At 71.1% G+C, this 24528-nt stretch carries 25 protein-coding genes; 14 read left to right on the plus strand and 11 right to left on the minus strand.

The features are described 5' to 3' along the window. The first annotated feature begins 3 nt into the window (after window positions 1-3). Entirely contained in the window at window positions 4-366 is a 363-nt protein-coding gene (locus ACGFNU_RS35820) for an ArsR/SmtB family transcription factor (protein ID WP_392601006.1), read from the plus strand. A gap of 102 nt (window positions 367-468) precedes the next feature. Beyond that, a complete protein-coding gene (locus tag ACGFNU_RS35825; protein WP_392601007.1) occupies window positions 469-1737 on the plus strand; it encodes an MFS transporter in 1269 nt (422 codons plus the stop codon). Window positions 1738-1785: 48 nt separating this feature from the next. Here the strand turns inward: ACGFNU_RS35825 and ACGFNU_RS35830 are convergent, their stop codons facing one another. Both ACGFNU_RS35830 and ACGFNU_RS35835 read right to left on the minus strand, forming a co-directional pair. Next, a complete protein-coding gene (locus ACGFNU_RS35830; RefSeq protein WP_392601008.1) occupies window positions 1786-2397 on the minus strand; it encodes a DUF305 domain-containing protein in 612 nt (203 codons plus the stop codon). A gap of 44 nt (window positions 2398-2441) precedes the next feature. Beyond that, window positions 2442-2825 (minus strand): hypothetical protein, encoded by a 384-nt coding sequence (locus ACGFNU_RS35835; protein ID WP_392601009.1) that lies wholly within the window; start codon window positions 2823-2825, stop codon window positions 2442-2444. 303 nt (window positions 2826-3128) lie between these two features. Here ACGFNU_RS35835 and ACGFNU_RS35840 point away from each other — a divergent pair, with 303 nt between their 5' ends. Beyond that, window positions 3129-3662 (plus strand): TetR/AcrR family transcriptional regulator, encoded by a 534-nt coding sequence (locus ACGFNU_RS35840; protein ID WP_392601204.1) that lies wholly within the window; start codon window positions 3129-3131, stop codon window positions 3660-3662. Between the two features lie 5 nt (window positions 3663-3667). Here the strand turns inward: ACGFNU_RS35840 and ACGFNU_RS35845 are convergent, their stop codons facing one another. The 3 genes from ACGFNU_RS35845 to ACGFNU_RS35855 form a co-directional block, all read right to left on the minus strand. Further along, a complete protein-coding gene (locus tag ACGFNU_RS35845; RefSeq protein ID WP_392601010.1) occupies window positions 3668-4069 on the minus strand; it encodes a hypothetical protein in 402 nt (133 codons plus the stop codon). Between the two features lie 154 nt (window positions 4070-4223). Continuing rightward, window positions 4224-4604: a roadblock/LC7 domain-containing protein gene (locus ACGFNU_RS35850; protein ID WP_392601011.1), complete on the minus strand. Its 381-nt coding sequence runs from the start codon at window positions 4602-4604 to the stop codon at window positions 4224-4226. A gap of 128 nt (window positions 4605-4732) precedes the next feature. Next, window positions 4733-5068 (minus strand): hypothetical protein, encoded by a 336-nt coding sequence (locus ACGFNU_RS35855; protein WP_392601205.1) that lies wholly within the window; start codon window positions 5066-5068, stop codon window positions 4733-4735. Window positions 5069-5385: 317 nt separating this feature from the next. Between ACGFNU_RS35855 and ACGFNU_RS35860 the strand changes: the two genes are divergently transcribed. From ACGFNU_RS35860 to ACGFNU_RS35880, 5 genes are all read left to right on the plus strand, one after another. After that, window positions 5386-6114, plus strand: a complete 729-nt coding sequence (locus ACGFNU_RS35860; protein WP_392601012.1) for a hypothetical protein — start codon at window positions 5386-5388, stop codon at window positions 6112-6114. A 217-nt stretch (window positions 6115-6331) separates the two neighbouring features. Next, window positions 6332-7129: an SAM-dependent methyltransferase gene (locus ACGFNU_RS35865; protein WP_392601013.1), complete on the plus strand. Its 798-nt coding sequence runs from the start codon at window positions 6332-6334 to the stop codon at window positions 7127-7129. A 132-nt stretch (window positions 7130-7261) separates the two neighbouring features. Then, window positions 7262-9127, plus strand: coding sequence for an amidohydrolase (locus ACGFNU_RS35870; protein WP_392601014.1), 1866 nt, complete (start codon window positions 7262-7264; stop codon window positions 9125-9127). Beyond that, window positions 9067-10668, plus strand: coding sequence for an APC family permease (locus ACGFNU_RS35875; RefSeq protein WP_392601015.1), 1602 nt, complete (start codon window positions 9067-9069; stop codon window positions 10666-10668). Before ACGFNU_RS35870 ends, ACGFNU_RS35875 begins: the two co-directional genes overlap by 61 nt. A gap of 21 nt (window positions 10669-10689) precedes the next feature. Beyond that, window positions 10690-11625 carry a TIGR03619 family F420-dependent LLM class oxidoreductase gene (locus ACGFNU_RS35880; protein ID WP_392601016.1) on the plus strand — a complete coding sequence of 312 codons (936 nt, stop codon included), beginning with the start codon at window positions 10690-10692 and terminating at the stop codon, window positions 11623-11625. Here the strand turns inward: ACGFNU_RS35880 and ACGFNU_RS35885 are convergent. Together ACGFNU_RS35885 and ACGFNU_RS35890 are read right to left on the minus strand one after the other, a co-directional pair. Continuing rightward, entirely contained in the window at window positions 11618-12871 is a 1254-nt protein-coding gene (locus ACGFNU_RS35885; RefSeq protein WP_392601017.1) for a cytochrome P450, read from the minus strand. The genes ACGFNU_RS35880 and ACGFNU_RS35885 overlap by 8 nt on opposite strands. Window positions 12872-12881: 10 nt before the next feature. Continuing rightward, window positions 12882-14240 carry a glutamine synthetase family protein gene (locus ACGFNU_RS35890; RefSeq protein ID WP_392601018.1) on the minus strand — a complete coding sequence of 453 codons (1359 nt, stop codon included), beginning with the start codon at window positions 14238-14240 and terminating at the stop codon, window positions 12882-12884. A gap of 173 nt (window positions 14241-14413) precedes the next feature. On the opposite strand from ACGFNU_RS35890, the gene ACGFNU_RS35895 reads away from it, so the two are divergent. Beyond that, window positions 14414-15208 (plus strand): acetoacetate decarboxylase family protein, encoded by a 795-nt coding sequence (locus ACGFNU_RS35895; RefSeq protein WP_392601019.1) that lies wholly within the window; start codon window positions 14414-14416, stop codon window positions 15206-15208. A gap of 42 nt (window positions 15209-15250) precedes the next feature. Further along, a complete protein-coding gene (locus ACGFNU_RS35900) occupies window positions 15251-15823 on the plus strand; it encodes a MarR family winged helix-turn-helix transcriptional regulator (RefSeq protein ID WP_392601020.1) in 573 nt (190 codons plus the stop codon). Between the two features lie 3 nt (window positions 15824-15826). Here the strand turns inward: ACGFNU_RS35900 and ACGFNU_RS35905 are convergent, their stop codons facing one another. Genes ACGFNU_RS35905 through ACGFNU_RS35915 form a run of 3 tightly spaced genes read right to left on the minus strand, consistent with a single transcriptional unit; the run spans window position 15827 to window position 19037 of the window. Continuing rightward, on the minus strand, window positions 15827-16696 hold the full coding sequence (locus tag ACGFNU_RS35905) for a fumarylacetoacetate hydrolase family protein (RefSeq protein ID WP_392601021.1): 870 nt from the start codon (window positions 16694-16696) through the stop codon (window positions 15827-15829). Beyond that, entirely contained in the window at window positions 16696-17601 is a 906-nt protein-coding gene (locus ACGFNU_RS35910) for a catechol 1,2-dioxygenase (RefSeq protein WP_392601022.1), read from the minus strand. The genes ACGFNU_RS35905 and ACGFNU_RS35910 overlap by 1 nt, the downstream gene beginning before the upstream one ends. Continuing rightward, the gene (locus tag ACGFNU_RS35915; protein ID WP_392601023.1) at window positions 17589-19037 is read right to left on the minus strand and encodes an aldehyde dehydrogenase; all 1449 of its coding nucleotides are present in this window, start codon (window positions 19035-19037) and stop codon (window positions 17589-17591) included. The genes ACGFNU_RS35910 and ACGFNU_RS35915 overlap by 13 nt, the downstream gene beginning before the upstream one ends. Before the next feature lie 58 nt (window positions 19038-19095). Here ACGFNU_RS35915 and ACGFNU_RS35920 point away from each other — a divergent pair, with 58 nt between their 5' ends. Together ACGFNU_RS35920 and ACGFNU_RS35925 are read left to right on the plus strand one after the other, a co-directional pair. Then, the gene (locus tag ACGFNU_RS35920; protein ID WP_392601024.1) at window positions 19096-20571 is read left to right on the plus strand and encodes an aldehyde dehydrogenase family protein; all 1476 of its coding nucleotides are present in this window, start codon (window positions 19096-19098) and stop codon (window positions 20569-20571) included. Next, window positions 20568-21275 carry a gamma-glutamyl-gamma-aminobutyrate hydrolase family protein gene (locus ACGFNU_RS35925; RefSeq protein WP_392601025.1) on the plus strand — a complete coding sequence of 236 codons (708 nt, stop codon included), beginning with the start codon at window positions 20568-20570 and terminating at the stop codon, window positions 21273-21275. The genes ACGFNU_RS35920 and ACGFNU_RS35925 overlap by 4 nt, the downstream gene beginning before the upstream one ends. Window positions 21276-21343: 68 nt before the next feature. Here ACGFNU_RS35925 and ACGFNU_RS35930 read toward each other — a convergent pair whose 3' ends face one another. Then, entirely contained in the window at window positions 21344-22000 is a 657-nt protein-coding gene (locus ACGFNU_RS35930) for a response regulator (protein WP_392601026.1), read from the minus strand. 70 nt (window positions 22001-22070) lie between these two features. Here ACGFNU_RS35930 and ACGFNU_RS35935 point away from each other — a divergent pair, with 70 nt between their 5' ends. Both ACGFNU_RS35935 and ACGFNU_RS35940 read left to right on the plus strand, forming a co-directional pair. Continuing rightward, window positions 22071-23804 carry a sensor histidine kinase gene (locus ACGFNU_RS35935; RefSeq protein WP_392601027.1) on the plus strand — a complete coding sequence of 578 codons (1734 nt, stop codon included), beginning with the start codon at window positions 22071-22073 and terminating at the stop codon, window positions 23802-23804. Window positions 23805-23909: 105 nt separating this feature from the next. After that, the gene (locus ACGFNU_RS35940) at window positions 23910-24356 is read left to right on the plus strand and encodes a hypothetical protein (RefSeq protein ID WP_392601028.1); all 447 of its coding nucleotides are present in this window, start codon (window positions 23910-23912) and stop codon (window positions 24354-24356) included. Window positions 24357-24528 lie beyond the last annotated feature (172 nt).

Consider the following 24528-nt stretch of genomic DNA (forward strand, 5'->3'; position numbering starts at 1 on the left):
CGCATGTCAGAGCGCGACCGCCCCTCGCCTCCCGTCGTCCACCGGCACGAGTGGACCCCGGGCCGGGATCAGCTGGAGGCGGCGAGTTCGGTGTTCGCCCTGCTGTCCGACCCGACGCGGCTGCATCTGCTGTGGCTGCTGGCCGAGGGGGAGGCCGACGTGACCGAGCTGACCACGGCCAGCGGCGCGGCCCGGCCCGCCGTCAGCCAGCATCTGGCCAAGCTCCGCCTCGCGCACCTGGTCCAGTCCCGCCGGGAAGGGCGGCGCGTCGTGTATTCGCTGCGCGATGGCCACCTGCGGGGCCTGGTGATGGAGGCCCTGAACCACGCCGATCACCGGATGACCGGCGAGCCCTGGCACTCCTGAACCACACGATTCCTCAGCACGGGAATACCTCTCGACGCTTCCATGGTTGTCATGTGCGCAACTGCGCACATATGCACAGGAGTTTCGACGAGAGGCGGAGTCATGTTCCTCGTGCTACGCGACCGGACCTACCGGCACCTGTTCGCCGCGCAGGCCATCGCCCTGGTGGGCACCGGGCTGGCCACCGTGGCGCTGAGCCTGCTCGCCTACGACATGGCGGGGGCCGGTGCCTCCGCGGTGCTCGGCACCGCGCTGGCCATCAAGATGATCGCCTACGTCGGCATCGCCCCGGTGATCGGCGCCTACGCCGACCGGCTCCCGCGCCGGACCCTGCTGGTGGCGACCGACCTCATCCGCGGCGGTGTAGCCCTGGCCCTGCCGTTCGTGACCGAGGTGTGGCAGGTCTACGTTCTGATCTTCCTGCTGCAGTCGGCCTCCGCGGCGTTCACTCCGACGTTCCAGGCGACCATCCCCGAGGTGCTCCCGGCCGAGCGGGACTACACCCGGGCGCTGTCGCTGTCGCGGCTGGCCTACGACCTGGAGAGCCTGTTCAGCCCCGTCCTCGCGGCCGGATTGCTCGCCCTCATCACCTACAACTGGCTGTTCTTCGGCACCGTGCTCGGCTTCCTCGCGTCGGCGGCCCTCGTCGTCTCTGTCGTCCTGCCCAAGCCCGCACCCGGACAGCGCAGCGGCGGCGCTTTCGCCAAGGCGACCTACGGAACGCGGCTCTTCGGGACCACACCGCAACTGCGGAGCCTCCTTGCGCTGAACATGGTGATCGCCGCCGCCGGTGCCATGGTCATCGTCAACACCGTCGTCCTCGTCCGCGATCACCTGGACCGGGCCGCGGGGGACGTCTCGCTGGCGTTCGGCGCGTTCGGGGCCGGGTCGATGGCCGTGGCCCTGCTGCTGCCCCGCGTGCTGGAGAGGATCAGCGACCGCACCGTGATGCTGTTCGGCGCCCTCGTCCTCCTGGCGGTCCTCGCCGCTCTCACTCTCGGGCTCGCTCTGGGCGCCATGACCTGGGCGTCACTGCTGATCGCGTGGGCGGTGCTGGGCGCGGCCTCGTCCGCCGTCCTCACTCCGACGGGCAGCCTCATCCGCCGTTCGGTGCGCTCGGCCGACCTGCCCGCCGCGTTCGCCGCCCAGTTCTCCCTCTCCCACGCGGCCTGGCTGCTCACCTACCCGCTCGCCGGGTGGCTGGCCGCTGAGGCGGGCATGACCGCGGCCGCCGGAGCCCTCACCGCGATCGCCTTCGTCGCCGCGGCGGCGGCCTGGGCCCTGTGGCCGGCCAAGACGACGGCGACCCCCGCCCCCTTGGCCGAATCAACCTCCCACCTCACTCAAGAGGACACGGCCCTCGCCGCCTGACGGGGACGCGGAGGCCCGGCGCCGATCACGACGCCGGGCCTCCATGTGTCACATCTTCTTCAGCAACTGCCGCATCGTGGCGATCTCGGCGGTCTGCGAGCTGATGATGGAGCCCGCCATGGTCTTGGCGGCCGGGAACCGTCCCGAGGCCTGCTCGGTCCTGGCCATGGCCACCGCTCCCTGGTGATGCTTGATCATCATGTTCAGGAACGCCTTGTCGTAGGCCATGCCCGACAGCTTGCCGAGCCTCTCCATCTCCTTGGTGGACATCATCCCGTCCGCCCCGCCGTGGTTCATCCCGCCGTGGTCCATGCTCATCCCCGGCGACGGCGCGGGGGCGCCCCAGCCGGTGAGCCACTCGGTCATCTGCTTGATCTCCGGATCCTGGGCCTTCTCGATGCCGGCGGCCAGCTTCTTGACCTCCGGCATGGCGGCCCTGGTCTTGGCCGGCTCGGCCATCTCCAGCGCCTGCTGGTGATGCGGGATCATCATCTGGGCGAACATGACGTCCTGCTGGTTGTGCTGCCCCGGCTGCTGCCCGGCGGTGGACGCCGAGTGGCCCGGCGTCGAGCCGCCGCCCGCCTCCTTCTTGTCGTCCCCGCAGGCGGTGAGCGCGAAGGCGAGGACGGGAGCGATGATGAGCGGGATCGTGCGCTTCATGGTGAGACCTTCCGTGTTGAGAGATGACGGGGACGAGGTCACCGTCACAGCCGCAACACGGCCGATCTGAAGGCCAGTGGAGGGGGCGAACGGCCCGCGTCCAGAGGACACGGGCGCACGTTGCTCCAGGGAACGAGGATCGCGGGCCGCCATGTTCGCCAGACGGCCAGGAGGAGAGCGCCGAAGGAGACAAGCGTCAGCAGCGCCAGGCAGATCTCGCCGCCCGAGTGACGCCCAGGTTCATGGGCACCGCCGCTCTGCGCCTCCCCGTGGCCGACGATCGAATGCTCGACTCCGACACCGGGCAGACCTGACGCGTCGGCGGGACTGCTGGACGCCTGGAGGCCGTGCATGGCCATCACGCAACAGACCAGGGCGAGCCTGAGGAAGACCATCCCGATGCGCTCGCGCGCGGATGCCCCTCGCATGAACCTCTCGCCCTTCCGGAGAACGTCGGCCTGCCGCCGAGATCGGTTAACTATACAGCTTAGTACTATCTCCCTTAGTAGTTTGCTGGAGGCCCGATGATCCGCCGGCCGGGGGAGATGCCTCGGTCAGGCGGACGGCGGGGAGTGCGCGGTCGAGCCATGCCGGCAGCCACCAGTTGGCTGGGCCTGCCAGGCGCATGAGGGCCGGGACCACGATCACGCGGATCAGGGTCGCGTCGATGAGGACGGCGGCGGCCAGGGCGAAGCCCATCTGCTTGGTGAGCGGCGCGGCGGGCACAGTTCCTGCAAGCCGCCGCCACGGTGTTCGCGCGCAAGGGTTACCACGGCGCGCGCATGGACGACGTCGTGGCCGAGGCAGGCTCCAGTAAGGGCGCGCTCTACTGGTACTTCAAGAGCAAGGAAGAGCTGGCCGTCGCGCTCGTCCACCAGATGCTCGAAGGCCAGGAGCAGGCGGCGCGGGCGCTGATGGAGAGCGAGGCGCCCCCCATGGAGCGCCTCGAACGGCTGGCCCGCGGCTTCGCGCAGGACCTGGTCAAAACTCCTCCACTGGCGACGTTGTCGCTGGAACTGCTGTCGCTGGCCCCGCACATCCCCGAGATCAAGGAATGCTTCGCCCGCCACCACGAACGCTTCGCCGGTCAGCTGCGAGCGCTGCTGCGGCAGGCGAAGGGCGAGGGCGACGCGGTGTCGATCGACTCGACCGCGCTCGCGCTCGCGGCGATGGTCGGCGGGCTCGTCATGCACTGGACGCTCTCGCCGGAAGGCTTCGACCTGGAGGAGCAGCTGTGGCGGGCGGTGGGCGCGATCGTCCGCTGACCCGCTCAGTTGGGGGAGGGGCCGGCGGTCTGCACGTGGCCGCCCAGGCGGCTGCGGAGGGGCTGGAGCAGTTCCGGAGTGGAGACGACGATCCAGCGGGTGCCGACCAGGTAGGCGCCGCCGTACATCTGGGAGTGCCGCAGCCAGTCCTGCTGGCCCTTGGCGGTGTCGAACGTGTTGAGCATGTACTTGCCCGTGGGCGTCACGCACACGGCCTGGCGGTAGTCGGCGGGCCTGCCGCGCAGTTGGGGCGTGCATCCCATGGCGGCGCCCAGCTGTTCGATGCTCATCACCGGCCCGGCGGACGTGCTTGAGCGTGCGGACGCCGGACGGGGCTCGTCGCCGGAGCAGCCCGTCATGAGCGACGCCACCGTGATGGCTCCGAGCCCGACCGCCGGCGCCTTCACCGTTCCTCGCAGCCGACAGCGAATCACTGCGTGCCTCCCAGTCCCCGGGTGTCGATCTACACACGGGTACGGATCTCGCCGGCTCGTTCGTTCGACGGGAACCCCACTTTTTCTACGTTGTGTAGAAGAAGTGGCCGGGGACCTCCGGGAGGCGTCAGGCGCGCAGGGCTTCTCTCAGGCGGACCACGGCGGGGCGCGACTCCAGGTGGAGGCGCGTGATGTCGAGGCCCTCGTCCCCCAGGATGACCAGCAGCCCGGAGTCGCCGATCGCGTAGACGACGATGTGGCCGCTCTGGCATCGGGTGACCACCTCGCGCAGTTCCCCCATGCCGACCTCCTTGCCGGTGCTCTTGCCCAGGCCCAGCGCGGCGGCGGCGAGCGCGGCGAGGACGTCCGGACGCACCTCGTCGGTGTCGGAGGCGATCAGGATTCCGTCGACGGAGGCGACGGCGCTGTCGGTCAGCCCGGTCACCTTGTCGCGCAACGTGTGAAGCTCTGCGAGCACGGTCTCGGTGCTCGCCCCTGTACTGGGCATCGTGTCGGGCCCCCGTGTGGTCAACGGCGTGAAACGGCCCGCCTCCCGCCGCCGCGGCGGGAGCAGGAGGTGGCCGGAGTGAGATGGCGCGGCGCTCGCGTCCGCGAGGCCGGGGTGTCCCAGGCGTCCTACAGGCTCAGGGAGTTGTCGATGTTGCGGAGGTTGTGGCGCGCGAGGGCGAGGTTGGCGCGGGAGCGGTCGAGCGCGAGGTACAGGAACAGCCGGCTGCCGCCGCGCTCGAGCAGCCGGATCAGGTGGTACTGCTTGTCCAGCGTGATGAGGATGTCCTCGATGGAGTCGTTGATCCGCAGCGCCTCCAGCGTGCGGACCTTGGCCCTGATGACCTCGGTGTTGCCCGCCGAGGCGACCTCCAGGTCGAGGGCCTGGCCGCCCCCGAGCGAGCCGAGCGACATGCCGCTCTCGTAGTCGACGAGGGCCGCGCCGATGGCACCGTCGGTGGCCATGGCTTCCTTGAGCGCGGATTCGATGTTCACTCGTGTCCCCTTAGTCTGAGCCCGGCCAGCCGAGTCCGATCAGCCCCGGACTGGTGACGGATGCGTCGGCGCCCACCCCTGGCCACCGCGCGTTCCGGGTGATCTTCGGCAATATACCGGGACAAGTCAGGTGAAGTGATCCAATTCACTCATCGAAACGAATGTGGCGCCCGGCGGCCCCGGGTGGCGCCTCCGACTGCGGCCATCCGAGCCTCCGCCGGGGGCGGGCCTGGCAAAATGCGCTCAGCGTCATGCGACACCACCGACACTCATGGGGGACCGACACCGTGACCGCGTCATCCATCCCAGCCGACCCCTCCGGGCAGGTCCTGCCCGAGCCGGTGGGGGTCCTCAGCTCGGCCCTCAGCCGCCGGGCCCACGAGCGCTTCTCCGGGACGCTGCGCATCGACGGGGGACAGGACGGAACGGTGACGATGCGGGACGGGCTCGTCATCGCCGCCGCCACGCCCGCGTCGCCGGGGCCGGAGTCGATCCTGCTGCGGTCGGGACGGATCTCCGAGGACGAGTGGACCGAGGCGTTCGCCGCGGCCGCCCCGGCGGGCCGGATGCCCGCCGAGCTGGTCGAGCGGGACCTCGTCGGCGCCGCGGGCCTGGAGGTGCTGACACAGGTGGCGGTCATGGACGCGGTCTTCGCCATGGCGCTGTGCGGGATACAGACCTGCACGGCCCGGCCCGCAGGGGAGGACGACCTGGCACCGCTGCTGCCCTCCGATCCCGGCATCGAGGTCGACCGGCTGCTGCGCGAGACCAGCCGCCGGCTCGCCACGGCGGTGGAATGGCGCCCGCTCGGGCTTGAGATGCAGACCCGGCCGCAGCCGGCCGGTGAGCCCGCGGACGCGCCCGTCAACGCGTCCCGCGCCGAGGTGCTGGCCAAGGTCAACGGGCGCCGCACTGTCCGCGACATCGCCTTCGTTCTTGGCCGCGGCATCTTCTCGGTGATGAACGACCTGGCCGTGCTCGCGCAAGACGGGCACCTGACTTTCAAGCACCGCTGACTCCGGCGCGCCCATACCCATTGCGTCACGGGCCGGGTAATGGCAGCGCCGACGGAATTCCTGTCAATTATACGTACTGTCCAGTACGAATGTTCTCCGTCGTTCCAGGCTCTGGTCTGCGCGAATCCGGCAGCCGATCTTTCCAGAAAAGAGGCCGATTCTGGTTGTGCGTGTGTGAAAATTGGGATGGTTTCACGCTGCGCGGGGGATATGCCGGATGAGTTCGTTTGATGAGACGTTCGACCCGACGACTCCAGCCGACGCCCGCATCTACGACTACATCATCGGGGGCAAGGACCACTACGGGCCCGACCGCGGGGTGGCCGAGGGGCTCCAGGAGGGCCCCTGGGGCGACGACCCCGAGCGCCGTCCGGCCGTGGAGAACCGGCGGTTCCTGCGCCGCGCCGTGCGCTTCCTGCTGGACGCGGGGATCAGGCAGTTCGTCGACATCGGCTGCGGCCTGCCCACCCGCACGAACGTCCACGACCTCGCCCACGAAGCCGACCCCGCCGCCCGCGTCGTGTACGTCGACCACGATCACGTCGTGGTCAACCACTACCGGGCGCTGCTGTCGAGCTCGTCGACGGCGACGGTGATCAAGGCGGACGCGCGGCGTCCGGACGAGATTTTGGACAGGCTCCGTGCGGCCCCCCTCGTCGACCTCCAGCGTCCGCTCGGAGTGCTCATGGTCGGCCTGCTGCACCTGATAGCCGACGAGGACGAGCCGGCCGAGGCCGTGGCCCGGTTCAGGGACGCTGTCGTTCCCGGCAGCTACCTGGCGCTTTCCCATCTGACGGGGGAGGGCCAGGATCCGGTGCACGTCGCCCAGTTCGTCGAGATGTTCCAGAGTGCGCGCGAGCCGATGGTCATGCGCCCGCGTGCGCGGATCCGCACCTTCTTCGACGGCCTCGACCTCGTCGAGCCGGGCATGGTCGACGCCCCGGACTGGCGCCCCAACCGCGCCTACCCGCCGCCCTCCGGCTGGCTGGTGGCGGGCGTGGCCCGCAAGAACTGACGCCGGCCGCAAGCCGCACCGCCGACCCCTTGACAGATCGTTTGAGCCCGAACATTCTTTAGGGCACGCCCGGCGTTCACCACCCTCAGCGACGTCCTGACGCTCTGTTTCCCCTGCCGAAGGGAATTCACGATGAACGCTGGAATCAATCGCCGACGGTTCCTCGGCCAGGCGGCCGGGGTGGCCGCGGGCGCGGCGGCCGCACCGGTCCTGTCCGCGGGTCCCGCGTCCGCCGGAGGCCGTGGCCGCGGCGCCGCGGACCTGATCGTCTACAACGGGCGCGTCCAGATCATGGACAGGCGCCTGCGCCGCGCCGAGGCGGTGGCCATCCGCGCCGGCGTCGTGATCGCGGTCGGGCGCGAGCGGGACGTCCGCCGCCTGGCCGGGCGGAGCACGGAGTCGATCGACGCCCGGGGCGGCACCGTGCTCCCCGGCGTCAACGACTCGCACGTACATCTGGGCGGCTACGGGCTCGACTTCCCGCCGTACACCATCGAGGTGGACGTCGCCACGATCAAGGAGCTGGCCGACGCGGTGGCCGCGGCCGTGGCGGCGGCCGGGGCTCCCGGCTCCTGGATCCGCGGGCAGGGCTGGAACGAGAACCGGCTGCCGCACCCGCCGCGCCGGACCGATCTCGACCCTGTCTCCGGGGACCATCCGGTCGTCCTCAGGGACTTCTCCGGGCACATGATGGCGGTGAACTCCAAGGTCCTGCGGCTGGCGGGCATCACCCGCGACACCCCCGCGCCGCCCGGCGGGGTGATCGAGAAGGACGCCGGCGGCGAGCCCACCGGCGTCCTGCGCGAGAGCGCCCAGGACCTGGTCAACCCCGTCGTGCCTCCGTTCACCGAGGCCGAGCTGGAGAACGCCATCGACAAGGCGATCACGATGCTCCACGCCCAGGGCATCACCAGCATCACCGATCCCGGGATCCCCCTGACGCAGTTGGCGCTGTACGGGCGCAAGGCCCGCGCGGGCACGCTGCCGCTGCGCATCACCGCGCTGCTCACCGGCGGCAGGTCCCCGGACCAGGTGCGCGCCACGCTCGCCGCCTACGAACCGTTGCGCGGCGTCGACCCGCGGATGCTGCGGGCCGCCGGGGTCAAGCTCATCATCGACGGCGTGCCGACCGCGGCGCAGACGGCCTGGCTCCACAAGCCCTATGTGGACGGCACCAACGGCAAACCGGTCATCCATGGCGACACGATCGAGGAGGCGGTCGCGAACCTGCACGCCATGATCGCGCTCGTTCACGGCGCCGGAATGCAGGTGGGGACGCACGCCACCGGGGACGCCGGGATCGACGCCGTCGTGGCGGGCTACCTCGCCGCCATGCGCGGCGACCGGCGCCACCGCGATCCGCGCCACTACGTCATCCACGGCGACCTGACGCCGCCCGGCACGCTGCGCACGATGGCCCGCCACGACATCGGCGTCAACATGAACGCGACGATCAAGTACGTGCTGGGCCGGACGCTCGACGCCAACCTCGGCCCCGAGCGCACCGACTACCAGTGGCCCTACCGCACCGCCCTCGACCTGGGCGTTCGGGTGACCAGCGCCTCGGACGCCCCGGTGACCACGCCGAGCTGGCTGCAAGGCGTGCAGTCGGCGGTGCTGCGCAAGGGCCTGTACGGCGGCGTCGCGGGAGAGGCCGAACGCATCACCGTCAAGGAGGCGCTGGTGACCTACACCAGGACGAGCGCCTGGCAGGACCGTGCCGAACGCTGGAAGGGCACGCTGGAGCCAGGCATGGCCGGTGACGTGTGCATCGTCGACGGTGACGTGCTGGGCGCGGATCCCGAGACGCTGGTCCAGATGCGCATCGCCGCGACGATCCTCGGCGGCCGGGTGGTCTACGACGGCAAAGCCGTGCCGGCGGCGACCGTCGGTGCCGTCGCACCTGCCGCCAACTGGCGCCACGCCCGCGGAGCCGCGTGCCTGCAGAGCGGTGGCTGCTGCTGCGCGCTGGCCGGACGAGAGGCCGCGAGGGCATGACCGGCCAAGGCGGATCAGGCCTGCGCCAAGCCGACCCGGCCGACGGAGGCGCGGGCCGTCTCGCGAGGAACAGGCTCGGCGTCACGGGCATCGTCTTCTTCGTCGTCGCCGCGGCCGCGCCCCTGGTCGGCATGACCGGCGCCGTCCCCATCGCCATCGTCCTCGGCGACGGGGCCGGCGCGCCCGGCGCCTATCTCGCCGTGGGCCTCGTCCTGCTGATCTTCAGCGTCGGCTACTCGGCGATGAGCCATCGGGTGACGAACACCGGGGCGTTCTTCGCCTACGTCGGCCGGGGGCTCGGCGTGGCCCCGGGCGTGGGGTCGGCGTTCGTCTCCCTGTTCGCCTACATGGTGATCCAGCTCGCGGTCTTCGGGTTCTTCGGGGCCGTCATGGCACGGCAGATGGACACCGAGCTCGGCATCGATCTGGCCTGGTGGGCGTGGGCCCTGATCGCCTGGGCGCTGGTGCTGGCCCTGTCCGCGCTGAGCGTCGACATCGGGGCCAAGGTGCTGGGCCTGCTGATGGTGCTCGAAGTGCTGTCCCTGGCGCTCGTGGCCGTGGCGGTCCTGCTCGACGGCGGCGGGCCGGACGGCATGTCGCCGGCGTCCTCGTTCTCGCCCGGCAACATCTTCGCCGGCGGGTTCACCGGCTCGGCGGGCATCGCGCTGGCCTTCGCCTTCGCCTCCTACATCGGCTTCGAGGCGACCGCCATCTACGGCGAGGAGACCAGGGATCCCAAGCGCAGCGTCCCGCGCGCGACGTACATCGCCGTCTCGCTGATCGCGCTGCTGTTCGCGTTCACCTCGTGGGCGGTGGTCAGCGGTCTCGGCAGCGACACGGTCGCCGACCGCGTCGCCGAGATCTCGACCGTGGACGGGACGCCGCTCGCCGACCCCGCAGCGGTCCTCTTCGCCGTCGCCAAGGAGTACGTCGGCGGCTGGCTGGCGACGCTGATGAGCTGGCTCGTGCTCTCCAGCCTCTTCGCGGGACTGCTCGCGTTCCAGAACAGCGCGGCACGCTACGTCTTCTCGATGGCGAGAGCAGGGGTACTGCCCGCCGCCCTCGGCCGGGTCAACGGACGCGGCGCGCCGGTGCTCGGCACCGCCGCGGTCGCGGTCGTGTCCCTGGTCGTCATCGTCCTGTTCCGGGTCACCGGCCGCGATCCGGTGGTGCACCTGTTCACCTGGTTCAGCGCCGTGGCGGTCCTCGGCATCGTGCTGGTCGAGATCCTCGTCTCCGCCGCCGTGATCGTGTACTTCCGCAGGGAGGACCGGAGCGAGCGCGTGTGGAGCACGCTGGTCGCGCCCGCCGTCGCCATCGTCGGCCTGGCGCTCGGGATGTACCTGCTCATGTCACGCTTCGGCCTGATGGCCGGGACCGCCGCCAAGGGCGCCGACCCCGCCAAGGAGTCGTGGAGCCTGTCGCCGCTGGGATGGTTCCTGGCGATGCTGCCGTTCCTCGTCCTCGCGATCGGGATGGCCGTCGGCGCCGTGCGGCGCAAGAGGGAGAACTCGCAGGCCATGGCCGATCTGGTGACCTGACAGCCGCTGAGGAGATGAGAAATGACGGCTCCGCGCTTCGTGCTCGTGCTGAGCGAGAACTGGACGATGACCGGCGGCCGCGATCTGCCGGCCCTGGTCCGCTGGGCACGGGAGGCCGAGGACGCGGGCTTCGACGCCGCCATGGTCAGCGAGCACATCGTCCTCGGCCCGGACGCCGGTGCCGAGGGCGTCATGCGCAACCCGCGCGAGTACGCGCTGCCCGGCAACCAGGACCCCCGCACGCCCTGGCCGTCGTCGCTCGTGCTGCTCGCGTCGATCGCCGCGGTCACCTCGCGGCTGCGGCTCGCCGCGGCCGCGGTGATCGCCCCGCTCCGGCACCCGCTCGCGCTCGCGCGCGACCTCGGCACGCTCGACCTGCTGTCCGAGGGACGCCTGGTGGTGCAGCCCACCGTGAGCTGGAGCAGGGACGAGTACGCCGCCCTCGGCGTGCCCTTCGAGCGCCGGGGCCGCATCCTCGACGAGCAACTGGAGATCTGGAGCCGACTCTGGCAGGGCTCCCCAACCTCGTTCGAAGGACAGCACTACGCCTTCGAGGACGTGTACTTCGAGCCGCGCGCCCACCGTCCCGACGGCCCCCGGATGTGGTTCGGGGGCCGCCGACTCCACGACAGACTCCTGAACCGCCTCGTCCAGTACGGCCACGGCTTCCACCCGCTGGGCAGGCCAACCCCGGAGGAGCTCGCCCGGCTGGAGACGGCCTTCGCTGCCGCGGGCCGCGACATGGCGGATCTGGAGATGATCGGAGGAACCCGCCCGAAGTTCCCGGACGACCGGTCCTGTGCCCCCCTCCCGCCCGCCCTGGAAAGCATCCCGGAACAGGTCGCTCAGGGATTCACGACGTTCTGCATCAAGCCTTCGCAGTTCATCGACGACCCGAAGGGCGTCGGCGCGTTCTGCCGGGAGGTCATCGAACGCACCGACGCCCTGCTCAGCTGAGGGTGACGGTGACCGGCATTTGTTTGATGCCGTTGACGAAGTTGGAGCGGACTCGGCGGATGTCTCCGGCCAGGCGGATGTCGGCCAGTCTCGGCAGGAGCTCCTCGAACATGATGCGCATCTCCAGGCGGGCCAGGGCGCTGCCTAGGCAGAAGTGGGGGCTGCCCTTGCCGAAGGTGATGTGCTCGTTCGGCGAACGAGTGATGTCGAAGCGGCCGGGGTCGGCGAAGACGTCCTCGTCGCGGTTGCCGGAGGCGAACCACAGCACGACCTTGTCGCCCTCTTTGATCTTCTTGCCGCGCATTTCGACGTCGCGGGTGGCGGTCCGGCGGAAGTGGTAGACGGGCGACGCCCAGCGCAGGAACTCCTCCACGGCGGTCGGCATGAGGTCGAGGTCGCCGCGCAGGCGCTCGGCCGCGGCGGGGTGCTCGATGAGCGCCCGCATGGAGTGCGTGATGGCGTGCCTGGTGGTCTCGTTGCCGGCGACCACGAGGAGCAGGAAGTAGTTGTCGAAGTCGCGGTCGGAGAGGGGTTCGCCGTCGCGGGGGGCCTGGTTGACCAGCTTGCTGATCAGGTCGGTGCCGGTCCCGCCGCGCCGCCGCGCCGCCAGCTCCCGGCCGTACTCGAACACCTCCAGTGAGGCGGGGCTGCGGAAGGGCAGGTCGCGGTACCGCTCGCTCTCCTCGCTGTGCAGCAGGACGTCGGCGTACTCGGGATCGGTGTTGGCGATGATCCGGTTGCCCCAGTCGATGAGCCGCACGGTGTCGTCGTCCGGGACGTCGAGCATCCGGGCCAGCACGTTGATCGGGAAGTCCGCCGCGACCTCCTTCACGAAGTCGAAGGTGCCCTTGGCGAGCGCGGCGTCCAGCGTGCGGGCGGTCAGCCCGCGCAGGAACGTGGCGTAGCCCGCGACCGCCCGGGGCGTGAACTCGCGGTGGAGCAGCCGCCGCAGCGCCAGATGCCGGGGGCCGTCGGTCTCCAGCATGGACCGGCGGATGGCCGCCTGGCGTTCGTCCACCTCCTCCAGGTTGACGAACCGGGTGGAGGTGAAGGTCGCCGTGTCCCGGTCGGCGGCGATGATGTCGGCGTGCCGGGTGAGCGACCAGAAGCCCCCGCCGCCGTCGCTCTCGGGATTCCAGTGCACCGGCTCGTTACGGCGCAGCTCCTCGAACATCCGCCACGGCGTCCGGTCGTCCAGGAAGTTGTCGACGTCGGCGAGGTCCACCGGAAGGGTGTCGGCTGCCAAGGCTGTCTCCTTACAGATGGTGGGCGTACTCGCGGAACTCCCAGTCGGTCACGTGCCGCTGGAATCGGGCGATCTCGTCCCGCTTGTAGGCCAGGTAGGAGCCGACGAACCGTTCACCGAGCACGCCGGTCAGTTCCTCGTCATCGGCCAGGGCGTCGAGCGCGGCCGTCAGGTCACCTGGGAGCCGGGCGGCCTTGCTGACGTCGTAGCCGTAGCCCTCCAACGGCGGCGGCGCGGTGAGCTTGCCGCGGATGCCCAGGTAGGCGGCGGCCAGCAGGGCGGCGATGCCGAGGTAGGGGTTGGCTCCGGCGTCGCCGAGCCGCAGTTCCAGCCGGGTGGCGCCGCCGCGCTCCGGCGGGACGCGGATCATCGCGCTGCGGTTGTCCAGGCCCCAGTCGATCAGCCAGGGCGCCAGGGTGTCGGGGCCGAACCGCTTGTAGGAGTTGATCGACGGGTTGAAGATCGCGGCGAGCGCGGGCGCGTGCGCGAGGACGCCCGCGATCGCCTGCTGCGCGGTCTCCGACAGCCCGTCCGGACCGGCGTCCGGCCCGTCGAAGACGTTGCGGCCGTTCTCGTCCGTGCACGACAGATGGACGTGGAAGCCCGAGCCGCCGTCGTCGTTGAACGGCTTGGCCATGAACGTCGCCAGCCGTCCCTCGGTGCGGGCGAGCTCCTTGACGGCCGACCTCAGCCGGAACGCCCGGTCGGCGGCGTCGAGCGCGCCGGAGTGGTCGAGGTTGATCTCGAACTGGCCGCAGGAGAACTCGTGGTTGGCCATGGTCGCGCCGAGCCCGAGGTCGCGCAGGTGCCGCAGGGTGCGCAGCAGGTGGCCGTCGGGGTCGGTTCTGCGGCCGACGGTGTAGACGTTGCCGGGGCCCTCGCCGTAGCGGCGCCAGCCGTTCGGGGCGCCGGGGTCGGGCTCGCACAGGTAGTACTCCAGCTCCGGCCCGGCGACGGGGACGAGGCCGAGTTCGGAGAGCCGGCCGATGGCGTGCCGCAGGACCTCGCGGGGCCCTTCGGCGCACGGTTCGGTGCCGCCCGGTTCGTACGCGTCGCCGAGGCACTGCGCCACGCCCGGCTCCCACGGGATCGCGGCCAGCGTGGACAGATCGGGCCGGACGCAGATGTCGGGCAGGCCCGCGTCGAGGCCGCCGGCGATATCGACGACGTCACCCTGGGGGCTGGTGTGGTAGACCGCGCGGCAGAAGGCCAGGCCGTGCTCCATCACCGCGGGCAGCCGGCCGACGAGGACGTCCCGGCCGCGATCGACGCCGATCAGGTCGGGGAAGGAGACCCGGACCACGTCGATGCCGTCGGCCGTCAGCCGTTCCACGACGTCGTGGACGTCCAGGGAGTGCGGTCCGGGCACGGGGGCTCCCCTCGGGCGGGCGGGTCACTCGTTTGGGATCAAACAATATGTGCGCCGCTGGAGCCTGACAAGGGTGCGGCTCGACTTAGGTGAACATTCGCGCTCGTCAGGTGACAAGACCGGCCGCCCGCGCATACCGTACGGGTCCAAATGAAATGGTCGGAGGAGGCGGCGTGGTGCCGGTGCGAGGGTTCCTGTATCCCAAGACGGCGACGGGACGTTCGTCGCTGATCCCCAGTCCGCCCTGGCACTACTCCGGTGATCTGCTCACCGTGGAGTACCGGACCGACCCGGCGCGGGTCGCGGAGCTGCTTCCCGGCCCCCTCGAACCCGCGCCCGAGGATCCCGGGGCGGTCGCGATCATCTGGGCGGACTGGCAGTCCTGCTCGGAGACCGCCGAAGAACTCCTCGATCCCGTGCGGGCCCAGTACAAGGAGTGCTTCGTCGTGGTGCGCTGCTCGTTCCAGGGACGTACCTACAGCCGCTGTGTCTACATCTGGGTCGACAAGGACTTCGCCATCGCACGAGGGATCTACCAGGGCTACCCGAAGAAGCTCGGCTCGATCCACCAGACGCGCCCCCACCCGTACGGGCAGGCCGCCCCGCGCATCGGCGCGGGCGGACGGTTCGGCGCGACCCTCGCCGCCGCGGACCGGAGGCTGGCCGAGGCCGTGGTCACCTTGCGCGAGCCGTCCGAGACCAACGGGTTCGTCAACGGCCACCCGATGGCCCACCACCGCTTCCTGCCGTCGATCGAGCCGGCCGGCCCCCCGGCGCTCGACGAGCTGATCGAGTCCGGCGGCGCCGGCTTCGAGGCCGGTCCCGCCTGGGCGGGCGACGCCGAGCTGAGGCTGTTCGAGGCGCCGACCGAGGAGCTGGCCCGTCTCGAAGTCGCCGAAGTCATCGGGGCGTACTTCCGCCAGGTCGGGGTCGTCTGGAACGGAGGCAGGCGGCTGTGGGGCGGGTAGATTCGACGTAGCCGAAGCCCGTCGGTCGTCGAGAGGACATCAGTGACCGGCCACCACACACTGCGCGAGACCGAGCAGGCCATCCAGCGGCGGCTCGGAGACGTCGTCCTCCGCCCCGACGCGATGATGTCGGTCTCCAACATCTACCGGGCCGCCGCCGCGATCCGCCAGCACTTCGAGAGCTCGGTGCTGCGCTCGGCGGATCTCACCTGGACGGCGTTCGTCGTGCTGTGGGTGGTGTGGATCTGGGACGAGATCGAGACCCGGCACGCCGCCGAGGAGGCCGGCATCTCCAAGGGCACCCTCACCGGGGTGGTCAAGACGCTGGAGGGCCGCGGGCTGATGGAACGCGGTCCGCACGAGAGCGACGGCCGCCGGGTCGTCCTCCGGCTGACCGGCAAGGGGCGCGAGCTGATGGAACGGCTCTTCCCCGAGTTCAACGCCGAAGAGGCGTTCGTCGTCGAGCGCCTGGACCAGGGCCAGAACAAGGCGCTGGCGCAGTCGCTCGCGACCATCGTCGAGCACCTGGAGAGCGAGGGGGAGGAGCGCCGCACCTCCCTGCGGGACGGGGCGCCCCTGCCCCCTCGGCGCTCCGGACGCCGCGCGCGAGCCTGACCGTCACGCCCCGCCCCTTGCGGTCACCTGCCTTTGCGGGGCGCGCTTGCCGCGGAACTCCCAGTCGCCGCCGAACGCGGTGGAGATGACCTCTTCCGACTCGGTGGGCTGGGCGCCGCAGTCGTCGCGGACCGGCACGGGACCGGCCACGATGTGGTTGCGCAGCCGCCCGAGCCCCTCGGCCTCGACTTCGACCACGTCGCCCGGCTGCACGGGGCGCGAGTTGGCCGGGGTGCCCGACAGCAGGACGTCCCCCGGGTAGAGGGTGATGGTGCGGGCGATGTCGGCGACGAGGTAGTGCATGTCCCATTCCATCTCGTCGGTGCCCCCGTCCTGCACCAGCTCGCCGTTGACGTAGGTGCGCAGGTACTTCCCGCGGAAGTCCCAGCCGGTGACCAGGCCGGGGCCCAGCGGGCACAGCGTGTCCGAGCCCTTGACCCGCAGCATCGAGCCGGCGTCGGTGTCGCGGAAGTCGTGCAGCCCGTAGTCGTTGGCCACCGTGTATCCGGCGATGTACGCGCCGGCCTCCTCGGGGGAGACGTTGCGGCATGTCCGGCCGATGACGATCGCGATCTCGCCCTCGTAGTTGAGGTACTTGCACCGCTCCGGCCGGACGACCGCGCCGCCGTGGGCGTTCAGGGCGGAGACCGGCTTGTGGAAGAACGTGGGCGCGGCGGGCAGCCGGGCCTGGAACTCTTCCACGCGGCTGCGGTGGTTGAGGTGCACCGCGACCACCTTGGTCGGCCTGCACGGCGGCAGGTGCACGGCCTCCTCGGCGCGTACCCGGCGGCCGTCGGCGGCGACCAGGTCGTCGCCCTCGCGGACGACCTGAACGTCCGCGCCGTCCAGCAGGATCCTGCGGTACTCGGGCATCACGCCGTCCATCCGTGGTCGGGCCGGTCGAACCAGATGTGCACCTGGCCCGTTCCGACGGAGTTCTCGTACGCGCTGTACAGGCGGCCGGGAGCCGTGCAGGCGCCCTCGCCCAGAGCGCCGATCATCATCAGGTAGTGGCCGAACCGCGCCTCCGGCTTGAAGCGCAGGAACTCCGGCATCGTGGCCAGAACGCGGGCATGGTCGCCGCGCGTCAGCCAGCCGATGCGCTCCTCGTCGGCGGCGCGGGCCTCGGGGGTGAAGATGTGCGACGGATCGGCCGCCTCGTGGTCACGGATCTGGCGCAGCGGCCAGAACGTGTGCGACAGCGCGCCCGAGGCGATGAGGAGGACGCGCCGGTCGGTGGCCGCGATCGCGTCCCCCAGTGCGCGGCCGAGGCGCAGGAAGTCCTCGGTGTCGGCGGTCTGGCACACGCCGATCGACATCCAGCGCTTGCCCTCCAGGTCGAGGTAGGGGTTGCCGCGCACCCCGAGGTACGTCCACAGGTTGACGGTGGCGTAGTAGATCGGCAGGTAGGGGTCGTCGACCGGCGTGATCCACGTCCCGTGCTCGTCGGCGTGGCGCGCGACGGCGCGGGCCAGCTCCGGGTCGCCGGGGAAGTCGTAGGGCATCCGGCACATGCCGCGCGGCAGTTCCTCGGAGGTGTACAGCCCGGCCCGGCGGTCATGGGCGGTGGTCACGAACTCGACCGTGGTGGCCCAGTGCGAGTCGAGGACGACGACGGTGTCATAGTCGTCCACCCGGTCGAAGACGTCGGCGCGCAGCCGCTCCAAGCCGTCGACCAGGGTGGAGTCCTCGCCGTGGTTCAGCTCGCGGCGGGTGACCTCCGGGAGGACGATCGTGGGAACGTGCGCCAGGAGCCCGGCGCCGGTTACTTCTCCCATGGGGCCATCACCGTGTTCTTCACGTCGCAGTAGAAATCGAAGCTCCAGTCGCCGCCCTCGCGCCCTACGCCCGACTGCCGGGACCCTCCGAACGGGGCCTGCAGGTCGCGGACGAAGAAGCAGTTGACCCACACCGTTCCGGCGACGAGCCGCCCGGAGACACGGGCGGCGCGCTCGGGGTCGCCGGTGGCGAGGGTGGCGGCGAGGCCGAACCGCGTGCCGTTGGCCATCGCGGCGGCCTGCTCCTCGGTGTCGAAGGTCTGGAGGGTCAGGACGGGCCCGAAGACCTCCTCGTTGAGGATCTCGCTGCCCTCGCGGGCACCCGTGAAGAGCGTGGGCCGGTAGTAGAGCCCGCCGAGCTCGGTGTTGGGACCGCCGCCGATCAGTGCCCGCGCTCCGTCCTCGACGGCGCGCCGCACGAATCCGTCGACGCGCTCGAAATGCCGGCGATGAATCTGCGGGCCGAGGTCGGTGCTCGTGTCGCGTGGATCGCCTTGGACGAGGCGTCCCGTCCGGGCGAGGAAGCGCTCGGTGAACTCGCCGGCGACGGACGCCTCCACCAGCAGCCGCGTCGCGGCCAGGCACACCTGCCCGGCGTTGTCGTACTGCTCCACGGCCAGGTCGACTGCGAGGTCCAGGTCGGCGTCGGCGAACACCAGCAGCGGCGACTTGCCGCCGAGCTCCAGCGACAGCGGGGTCAGGTTCGGCGCCGCCGCCGCGGCGATGGCGCGCGCCGTCGGCACCGAGCCCGTGAAGCTGATCCGCCGCACGTCCGGATGCGCGACCAGCGCCGCGCCGGCCTCCGCGCCGAACCCCTGGACGACGTTGAGCACGCCGTCGCGCAACCCGGCCTCGGCGGCGATCTCGGCCATCAGCGAGGCCGTCAGCGGGGACCATTCGGCGGGCTTGAGCACGACGGTGTTCCCGGCGGCCAGCGCGGGCGCGACCTTCCAGGTGGCCAGCATGAGCGGCGCGTTCCACGGAGTGATCAGGGCGCAGACGCCTGCGGGATCCCAGCTGACGTGGTTGCGGTGGCCGCGGGTCTCGAAGTCGTCATGGCCTAGGCGCAGCAGCCAGTCGGCGAAGAAACGGAAGTTGTGCGCCACACGCGGCATGACCCCGCGCCGGTGAGATCGGATCAGTGCTCCGTTGTCGGCCGTCTCGACCTGGGCCAGCTCCTCGACGCGCTTGTCGACGCCGTCGGCGATCGCGTGCAGCACCCGGGCCCGTTCCTCCCGGCTCGTGCGGGCCCAGCCGGGGAACGCCCGGGCGGCGGCGGTCACGGCGGCCTCCGCCTCGGCGGCCCCGCCCCGCGCGATCTCGGCGATCGGCTGCTCGTCGATGGGGGAGACGTCGGTGAACGCGGTGCCCGAGCCGACCCGTTCACCGCCGATCCAGTGGTCGGTGTCGACGGTGACGCCCGCGACCTCTGCCATGGCGGCACTCCGTTCGGTATTGTTTGGCCTCAAATGAACTCTACCGGATGGAGCGGCCGTGACCGAGGACTGGCGCGAGCGGGCGGCCCGGCTGACACCGCGCACCGGCCACCACATCGGCGGCGCCTTCGTGCCGAGCCGCGACGGCGCCACCTCGCCGGTCGTCTCGCCCCGGGACGGCCGCACGATCGCCGACGTGGCCGCCGCAGGCCCGGCGGACGTCAACGACGCGGTGGCCGCGGCGCGGAAGGCGTTCGACGAAGGGCCCTGGCCCCGGCTCGCCCCCGCCGGCCGCAAGGCCGCCCTCCTCCGCCTGGCCGAGCTCGTCGAACGCGACCGCCGGACGCTCGCCCTGCTGATCTCGCTGGAGATGGGCAAACCGATCTCCGAGGCGGACGGCATCGAGCTGCGCGCGGTCATCGGCTGCCTGCGCTGGTACGCCGAGGCCGCCGACAAGCTCGTCGACGAGTCGCCACGGACGGACGCCGGCTCCCTGGCTCTGGTCACCCGCGAGCCGGTCGGGGTCGTCGCGGCGGTCGTCCCGTGGAACTTCCCGCTCACCATGGCGGCCTGGAAGCTCGCCCCGGCACTGGCCGCCGGATGCACGGTGATCCTGAAACCGGCCGAGGAGTCCCCGCTGTCGGCCCTGCACCTGGCCGCGCTGGCCGCCGAGGCGGGCCTGCCGGACGGGGTCTTCAACGTCGTCAACGGCCGTGGCGAGATCGCCGGACGGGCGCTCGGCGAGCATCCCGGCGTCGACACGCTGGCCTTCACCGGCTCCACCGAGGTCGGCCGCCACTTCCTGCGCTACGCGGCCGGCTCCAACCTCAAACGGGTGTGGCTGGAGCTGGGCGGGAAGTCGCCCAACATCATCCTGCCGGACGCGCCCGATCTCGACGCCGCCGCCGACACCGCCGCCTGGGGCGTCTTCTTCAACGCCGGTGAGATGTGCACGGCCCCGTCCCGGCTGCTCGTCCACCGCTCCGTCGCCGACCGGGTGCTGGACCGGATCGTCGCCCGCGCCGAGAAGCTCGCGGTCGGCGACCCCCTCGACCCGGCCACCACGATGGGCCCGCTGGTCTCGGCCCGCCACCGCGACCGCGTCCTGTCGTACGTTCAGGCCGGTCAAGCCGAAGGTGCCCGCCTGCGCGCCGGAGGCACCCCGATCTCAGGTGACGGCTACTACCTCCGCCCGACCGTCTTCGACCAGGTAGAACCTGCCATGCGGATCGCCAAGGAGGAGATCTTCGGCCCTGTGCTGTCGGTCCTCGCCTTCGACGACCTCGACGAGGCCGTGCGGCTGGCCAACGACACCGACTACGGCCTGGCCGCCGCCGTCTGGACCTCCGATCTGTCGACCGCGCACACGGTCTCGCGCGCGCTCCGCGCCGGAACCGTCTGGGTCAACTGCTACGAGGAAGGCGACATGAGCGTCCCGTTCGGGGGCGTCAAGCAGTCAGGCCACGGCCGGGACAAGTCACTGCACGCCCTCGGCAAGTACCTCGACCTCAAGACCACCTGGATCAAGCTGTGAGGCCGCTGATCGCCGTCCCGGCCCGCTTCTCCGCCGGCGCCTCGGCACTGCGCTACGCCGCCGAGGTCGCCGCCCGCGCTCTGGTCGAGGCGGTCTGGCGAGGCGGCGGCGAACCGTTCATCATGCATCCGGCCGCCGAGGTCGCCGAACGCCTGGCCCGCTGCGACGGGGTGCTGCTGCCGGGCGGCGGCGACCTGCACCCCCGCCACTACGGCGACGCCAATGAGCACGACGCCCTGTACGACGTGGACGACGAGCAGGACGCCTTCGACCTGGCCGTCGCCGAACACGCCCTGGCCGCCGGGCTCCCGATGCTGGCGATCTGCCGCGGCCTGCAGGTCGTGAACGTCGTCCTTGGCGGAACGCTGCGGCAGCACATGGAAGCCGACCACCGCCATGTCGTCCACAGAGTCGTAGCCGAGCCCGGCTCACTGCTCGCGAAGACCGCGTCCGAGCTGACCGCGTCCTGCTACCACCACCAGACCATCGAACGCCTAGGGTCCGGCCTGACCGTCACCGCACGGGCAGCCGACGGAACGATCGAGGCCGCCGGGCTTCCGGAGGCGACCGGCTGGTTCCTCGGCGTCCAATGGCACCCGGAGGACACGGCCGCCACCGACCCGGCCCAGCAGTCCCTCTTCACCGCCCTCGTCCAAGCATCCACCGGAACCCTCAACCTCCGTACGGCAGCAGTAGCCGGTTGAGGGCCGAGGGGTCGCCGCGGGCGAACCGGGCCCCGTTGACCGACAGGACGCCGGGATGGCCTGATGGTTCAGGAGTTGCGCAGGTAGGTCAGGACGGCCAGGACGCGGATGTTGACGCCGGACCGTTCGTCGTCCTGGGGCAGGCCCAGCTTCCGGGAGACCGCGGTGATGCGTTTCTCGACGGTCTTGTGGCTGTAGTTCATCTCGCCGGCGATCGCGTTGTTGGAACGGCCCTCGGCCATGAGCTCCAGGACGCGTTTCTCGCTGGCGGTCAGGTCGCGGAGGGGGTCGACCGCGCGGTGGCGGCTGATGACGCGGTGAATGACCTCGGTGTCGATGACCACCTCGCCCCTCGCCACGCGCACCACGGCGTCGACCAGACGATCGGTGTCCTGCACCCGGTCCTTGACCAGGTACCCGACCGCCTCCGTCGCGATCTCCAGCAGCCGTACCGCGTAGGACGTCTCGGCGTAGTGGGAGAGGACCAGGAGACCGGTCCGGGGATGGCCGGCCCGGATCCGGGCGGCCGCCTGGAGGCCCTCGTCGCGCTGATCCGGCGGCATGCGGATGTCCAGGATCACGAGGTCGGGCGGGTCGGCGGCGACCACGCGCAGGAGTTCGGGCAGCGATCCCGCCTGGCCGATCACCTCGAAGCCCCGGCGGGTCAGGGTCTCGGCGAGGATCTGCCGGAGCAGCCCGGAGTCGTCCGCGATCACCAGCCGCACGGCGCGCCCCTGGCTGGCCGACAGCGGTCAGGGGCCCGGGCGGCGTGATCGTCCGACGGAGAATATCGGTGTGTCATCGGATGACACCCTAAGCGCCGGCCCGCGGGGCGGCCGGGCACGGGCGATCTCGCTCGCGGTGGCCGGGGTCCTCGTCGCGCTCGTCGTCAATGCCCTCACCTGGGGTGACGCGCCGTACGGGATGTCGGCCTGGCTCCTGGTCGAGTTGCCCGGCGTCTCGTTCACGGTCTGCGGCCTGGTGCTGAGCCTGCGGCGGCGCGGGAACGGCATCGGGCCGCGCATGGCCGTCGTCGGGTGCGTCTGGTACGCGGGGACGTTGCAGGCCAGTCACGATCCGATCGTGTTCCGGCTGGGGTACGTGCTGTTCTTCGTCCCGCTCGTGACCTTCGTCCACATGGTGCTCGCCCTGCCCGACGGCCGGCTGGCCCGCGACGAGCGGGTGAACGTGGCCGCCCAGTACGTCACCGCCGTGGGGCTCCAGGTGATCCAGCTGCTGTATGCGGGCTCGCCGCAGCCCGAGATGTGGGGCGACAACCCGCAGCCGGTCTCGGCCTGGGGACGGCTGGGCAACACCATGATGATCCTGTTCGCCGTCGTCTCGATCGCGCAGGTCGTGCGCAAGTGGCGGCGGGCGGGCCGGCCCGGGCGCCGGGAGTACGCCCTGGTCTGGGCCTCGGTCCTCGGCGTGGGACTGGTGATCGCAGCCTCCGCCGCCCTCTACCTGATCGGGGTCGGCTGGCTGGACCGGCAGCGCCTCGGGCTCGCGTTCATCCTGAGCGTCCTCGTCCTGCCCGTCGCGGTCGCGGCGGGCCTGCTGCGCACCCGCCTGGCCCGTCTCGAGGTCGCCGACCTGGTCGTACGGCTGGACAAGGCGGTCGAGCCCGCCGAGGTGCGGTCCGCCATCGCCCGCGCGCTCGGCGATCCCGGTCTGGACCTGCGGTTCCCGCTCCCGGACGGCACCGGCTACGTCGGGGTCGACGGCAGGCCGGCACCGCTGCCGGCCGACGCCGGCCGCGCGCGCACCGCGGTGGCCCGCCAGGGCAGGGTCCTCGCGGTGCTCCTCCACGATCCGGAACTGCACCGGCAGCGCACGCTGGTCGACTCCGTCGTGGCCGCGGCCGGCCTGTCGCTGGACAACGCGCGCCTGTACGCCGCCCAGCACGCCCAGCTCGAACAGATCCGCGACTCGCGGGCCCGGGTCGTGGTCGCCGCCGACGCGGAACGGGCCCGCATCCAGCGGGACCTGCACGACGGCGTCCAGCACAAGCTGCTGACCATCGCGCTCTGCTTCGGCCAGGCCCGCGACCATCTCGCCGACGCGGGCCACTCGACGGCGCGCGACCTGGAGACCATCTCCGGCATGATGCGCGAGGTCATCCGGGACCTCAGGGACGTCGCCGAGGACATCTGCCCTCCCGCGCTGACCGAGCAGGGCCTCGCGGTCGCGATGGAGACCGTCGCCGAGCGGGCCCCGCTCCCCGTCGTCGCCGACGTCCCGGTCCGCCGGTGGCCCGGCCATGTCGAACGCGCGGCGTACTTCGTCATCGCCGAGGCGCTGGCCAACGTCTACAAGCACGCGCGTGCGGGGAAGGCCACCGTCCACGTCGCCGACGAGCCCCGCCGGCTGATCGTCACGGTCAGTGACGACGGGGTCGGCGGGGCGGAGCCCGGCAAGGGAACAGGACTGCGGGGGCTCCAGGACCGGGTCTCCGCACTGGGCGGATCTCTGAGCGTCGGCGACGCTCCCGGCTCGGGCACCAGGCTCATCGCCGTACTGCCGATCTGACCGTCCCGTAGGGAAATCCCTCCCGTGTCGGAGGGCCAGCCCCGATGCCGGCACGCCGTCCCGCTGCGAGGGTGAAATTCCCAAGGCAGACCGAAAGGGATGAAAATGCGAAAGACGATCGGCCAGATTTCCATCGTCGCGTCGGCCGCGGTCGCGAGCGCCGTGCTGGTCAGCCCCATGCCCGCCTTCGCGAACGCCACCGTCAAGGCGGTGCTCGACAATGGCGAGACCGTTCAGTTCACCGGCAGCGACAGCGGCGCCCGCAAGAACAAGGTCAAGGGCAACGTCACCTTTACCGTCCGCTCTAATGGCAATTGGACGATGGACAGCAGGACCAGCAACTCGCTCATCGCGTGGCGGAACGTCACCTGGACCTGCGATCTGCTGTTCGGCCCGGCGCACAGCACCATCCGCTACACCATCGGCAGCCACCGCGTCGGCGGCGGCGACACCAAGAACCGCCACGCCGGTGCCTACGACGCCGACATCCAGGAGTTCTTCGGCGAGATCCGCAACCGTGGCGAGGCCAACTGCAACATCAGCATCGGCTGACACCCCGAAATCCCTGCCGGCGGACGTCGTGGTCCGCCGGCAGGGTCTTGCCTCCTGACCAGCGGCGTGCGGTGCCGTTTGTAGGACCCCCACAACCCAGCGGCTCCACTCTGCAAGGTGCGGGACATTGGTATACCCGCCAGTAACCGAGCAGGGTGTAGATCAAGGTGCA

The organism is Spirillospora sp. NPDC048911 (assembly GCF_043198015.1).
GTDB lineage: Bacteria > Actinomycetota > Actinomycetes > Streptosporangiales > Streptosporangiaceae > Spirillospora.

Excerpts from the sequence above, each read along its gene's own strand:
- ACGFNU_RS35820 (WP_392601006.1), top strand. The coding sequence starts at position 4 with ATGTCAGAGCGCGACCGCCCCTCGCCTCCCGTCGTCCACCGGCACGAG.
- ACGFNU_RS35825 (WP_392601007.1), top strand. The coding sequence starts at position 469 with ATGTTCCTCGTGCTACGCGACCGGACCTACCGGCACCTGTTCGCCGCG.
- ACGFNU_RS35830 (WP_392601008.1), bottom strand. The coding sequence starts at position 2,397 with ATGAAGCGCACGATCCCGCTCATCATCGCTCCCGTCCTCGCCTTCGCG.
- ACGFNU_RS35835 (WP_392601009.1), bottom strand. The coding sequence starts at position 2,825 with ATGCGAGGGGCATCCGCGCGCGAGCGCATCGGGATGGTCTTCCTCAGG.
- ACGFNU_RS35850 (WP_392601011.1), bottom strand. The coding sequence starts at position 4,604 with ATGCCCAGTACAGGGGCGAGCACCGAGACCGTGCTCGCAGAGCTTCAC.
- ACGFNU_RS35855 (WP_392601205.1), bottom strand. The coding sequence starts at position 5,068 with ATGGCCACCGACGGTGCCATCGGCGCGGCCCTCGTCGACTACGAGAGC.
- ACGFNU_RS35865 (WP_392601013.1), top strand. The coding sequence starts at position 6,332 with ATGAGTTCGTTTGATGAGACGTTCGACCCGACGACTCCAGCCGACGCC.
- ACGFNU_RS35870 (WP_392601014.1), top strand. The coding sequence starts at position 7,262 with ATGAACGCTGGAATCAATCGCCGACGGTTCCTCGGCCAGGCGGCCGGG.
- ACGFNU_RS35880 (WP_392601016.1), top strand. The coding sequence starts at position 10,690 with ATGACGGCTCCGCGCTTCGTGCTCGTGCTGAGCGAGAACTGGACGATG.
- ACGFNU_RS35905 (WP_392601021.1), bottom strand. The coding sequence starts at position 16,696 with ATGCCCGAGTACCGCAGGATCCTGCTGGACGGCGCGGACGTTCAGGTC.
- ACGFNU_RS35910 (WP_392601022.1), bottom strand. The coding sequence starts at position 17,601 with ATGGGAGAAGTAACCGGCGCCGGGCTCCTGGCGCACGTTCCCACGATC.
- ACGFNU_RS35915 (WP_392601023.1), bottom strand. The coding sequence starts at position 19,037 with ATGGCAGAGGTCGCGGGCGTCACCGTCGACACCGACCACTGGATCGGC.
- ACGFNU_RS35940 (WP_392601028.1), top strand. The coding sequence starts at position 23,910 with ATGCGAAAGACGATCGGCCAGATTTCCATCGTCGCGTCGGCCGCGGTC.